Annotated in this window: 4 protein-coding genes; 2 read left to right on the top strand and 2 right to left on the bottom strand. The window is 69.2% G+C overall.

The annotated features are described in order from the left end of the window. Both AC27VN_RS37845 and gatC read right to left on the bottom strand, forming a co-directional pair. Positions 1-455: amidase family protein (locus AC27VN_RS37845; RefSeq protein ID WP_490879982.1), on the bottom strand; the 455-nt coding region annotated here is incomplete at its 3' end. Then, positions 452-751, bottom strand: a complete 300-nt coding sequence (gene gatC / locus AC27VN_RS37840) for an Asp-tRNA(Asn)/Glu-tRNA(Gln) amidotransferase subunit GatC (RefSeq protein ID WP_490879981.1) — start codon at positions 749-751, stop codon at positions 452-454. The genes AC27VN_RS37845 and gatC, both read right to left, overlap by 4 nt. A gap of 224 nt (positions 752-975) precedes the next feature. On the opposite strand from gatC, the gene AC27VN_RS37835 reads away from it, so the two are divergent. Together AC27VN_RS37835 and mreC are read left to right on the top strand one after the other, a co-directional pair. Next, positions 976-2,019 (top strand): rod shape-determining protein, encoded by a 1,044-nt coding sequence (locus tag AC27VN_RS37835; protein ID WP_057591261.1) that lies wholly within the window; start codon positions 976-978, stop codon positions 2,017-2,019. 84 nt (positions 2,020-2,103) lie between these two features. Next, a partial coding sequence (gene mreC / locus AC27VN_RS37830; protein ID WP_490879980.1) for a rod shape-determining protein MreC occupies positions 2,104-2,903 on the top strand: 800 nt, incomplete at its 3' end.

The following is a 2,903-nucleotide window of genomic DNA, read 5'->3' as shown; positions in this document are numbered from 1 at the left end:
CGCACCGGCACGGCCCGGTCGTGGCCGACGGCGGGCACGGCCACGTTCTCGTTGGCCGAGCCCATCGCGAACTCGTCGCAGCTGAGCTTGCCGAGTGTGACGGTGCCGGCCTCGGCGAGGCGGCGCACCACGGTGGCGTCGAAGGGCGAGCGGTAGCCCGCGAGCATCTTCGAGCCCGCGGTGGTGGCGAAGTCGGTGGTGACGAAGATGTCCTTGTGCGCGATCGGTACGCCGGCCAGCGCCGGGGCGTTGCCGGCCGCGATCGACGCGTCGGCCGCGCGGGCCTGGGCCAGCGTGGCGTCCTCGTTCACTTCGACGAAGCTGCCGAGTGCCTGGTGGGCCTTCATGCGGCCCAGGAAGTGCTGCGCGGCCTCGACGGCCGAGACTTCGCGTCCGGCCAGCGCCTTCGCCAGCGCGGCCACCCCGAGGTGGTGCAGGTCCTTGGCGCCGCTCATTCGATCACCTTGGGCACGAGGAACAGGCCGGCTTCGACGGCGGGGGCGCTGCGCTGGTTGGCTTCGCGGTTGTCCGGCTCGCTCACGACGTCCTCGCGCAGGCGCAGGACGATGTCCTCGATGGCGGCCACGGGATGGGCCAGGGGCTCGATGCCGGTGGTGTCGACCGAGCGCATGCGCTCGACCACGTCGAAAAAGCCGTTGAGCTGGCTGAGCATGCGCTCGCTTTCGTCGGGGGCGAGCTGCAGCCGCGCCAGGGAGGCGATGCGGGCGATATCGGAAGCGGAAAGGGACATGGTGGAACCGGCCGAAAAACCGGAGGTAAATAGCGCGCCGCAAGGGCCGCCAACACGGGATTCAGAGGGGATTCGGGTATTATCCCGCCTTTGCCGCAACCCCCGCGAACGCGCCGGCTTTTGCTGCAAAAACGATCAAATTCACCCTTCCAGCACCCCCAAAACACCCATAGAGTGAGCGACGTTCTGCCGATGCGCAGCCCGTGCTCCAGAGGATTCCGCACATGTTTGGAGCTTTCCGTCGGTACTTCTCCACCGACCTCGCGATCGACCTCGGCACCGCCAACACGCTCATCTTCGCCCGCAACAAGGGCATCGTGCTGGACGAACCGTCGGTCGTCGCCATCCGCCACGAAGGCGGTCCGCATGGCAAGAAGGTGATCCAGGCCGTCGGCCGCGAAGCCAAGGCCATGCTCGGCAAGGTGCCGGGCAACATCGAAGCCATCCGCCCGATGAAGGACGGCGTGATCGCCGACTTCGTGATCACCGAGCAGATGATCAAGCAGTTCATCAAGATGGTGCACCCGCGCACGCTGCTCACGCCGAGCCCGCGCATCATCATCTGCGTGCCCTGCGGTTCCACCCAGGTCGAGCGCCGCGCCATCAAGGACGCGGCCGAGGCCGCGGGCGCGACCTCGGTCTACCTGATCGAGGAACCCATGGCCGCGGCCATCGGCGCCGGCCTGCCCGTCAGCGAGGCCTCGGGCTCGATGGTGGTCGACATCGGCGGCGGCACCACCGAGGTGGGCGTCATCAGCCTCGGCGGCATGGTCTACAAGGGCTCGGTGCGTGTCGGCGGCGACCGCTTCGACGAGGCCATCATCAACTACATCCGCCGCAACTACGGCATGCTGATCGGCGAGCCCACGGCCGAGGTCATCAAGAAGAGCATCGGCTCGGCCTTCCCGGGCTCCGAGGTCAAGGAAATGGAAGTCAAGGGCCGCAACCTCTCCGAGGGCGTGCCGCGCAGCTTCACGATCAGCAGCAACGAAGTGCTGGAAGCCCTGACCGACCCGCTCAACAACATCGTCTCGGCCGTCAAGAACGCGCTCGAGCAGACCCCGCCCGAACTCGGCGCCGACATCGCCGAGCGCGGCATGATGCTCACCGGCGGCGGCGCGCTGCTGCGCGACCTCGACCGCCTGCTGGCCGAGGAAACCGGCCTGCCGGTGCTGGTCGCCGAGGACCCGCTGACCTGCGTGGTGCGCGGCTGCGGCATCGCCCTCGAGCGCATGGACCGGCTGGGAAGCATCTTCACGAGCGAGTGAATGCAGCGCCGCCTCCATCGGCCGGCCCCCGCTTGCGCGGGCCGGCCTTTTGTCATCTGATGCCGCAGCACCCGACCTGATCCCATGCCCCTGGGCACGCTCGACCGCACCGCGCCACCCCTGTTCAACCAGGGGCCATCGGCGCTGAGCAAGCTGATCTTCTTCAGCACGCTCGCGCTTTTCCTGATGGTGGCGGACGCCCGCTTCCACATCGTGCAGCCGGTGCGCCAGGCCATCGCGGCCGTGCTCTACCCGGTGCAATGGGTGGCGCTCAAGCCCGTGCAGTTCGTGGTGGGCGCCGGCGGCTACCTCGAGGACCTGCAGACCGCGCAGAAGAACGAGGCCGACGCGCGCAAGGCGCTGATGCTGCAGGCCGAGCGCGCGAGCCAGGCCGACACGCTGGCGCAGGACAACGCGCGGCTGCGCGCGCTGCTCGAGCTGCGCCAGCTGCAGCAGACGCCGGGCCGCGCAGCCGAGGTGCTGTACGACGCGGCCGACCCCTACACGCGCAAGATCGTCATCGACCAGGGCCTGGCCCAGGGCGTGGCGCCGGGCTCGCCGGTGATCGACGCGCAGGGCGTGCTCGGCCAGGTGACGGCGGTGCAGCCCTTCACGAGCGAGGTCACGCTGGTGATCGACCGCGACCTCTCCATTCCCGTGCAGAACACCCGCACCGGCGTGCGCAGCGTGGCCTTCGGCGATGCCTCGGCGCATGGCGGCGGGCTCGAGCTGCGCTTCATGGCCGCCAACGCCGACCTGCAGGAGGGCGACCTGCTGTCCACCAGCGGCGTCGACGGCATCTATCCCGCCGGCCTGCCGGTGGCGAAGATCGAGCGCATCGAGCGCCGCGCCGACTCGGCCTTCGCGCGCATCTACTGCGTGCC

It is taken from the genome of Variovorax sp. 20P10.2.4 (assembly GCF_058244205.1).
The sequence above is the reverse complement of the archived record's forward strand: the minus strand, read 5'-3'. Positions and strand labels throughout refer to the sequence as shown.

Bases quoted from the DNA above. Each gene is read 5' to 3' on its own strand.
- AC27VN_RS37835 (WP_057591261.1), top strand. From the start codon at position 976: ATGTTTGGAGCTTTCCGTCGGTACTTCTCCACCGACCTCGCGATCGAC.
- gatC (WP_490879981.1), bottom strand. From the start codon at position 751: ATGTCCCTTTCCGCTTCCGATATCGCCCGCATCGCCTCCCTGGCGCGG.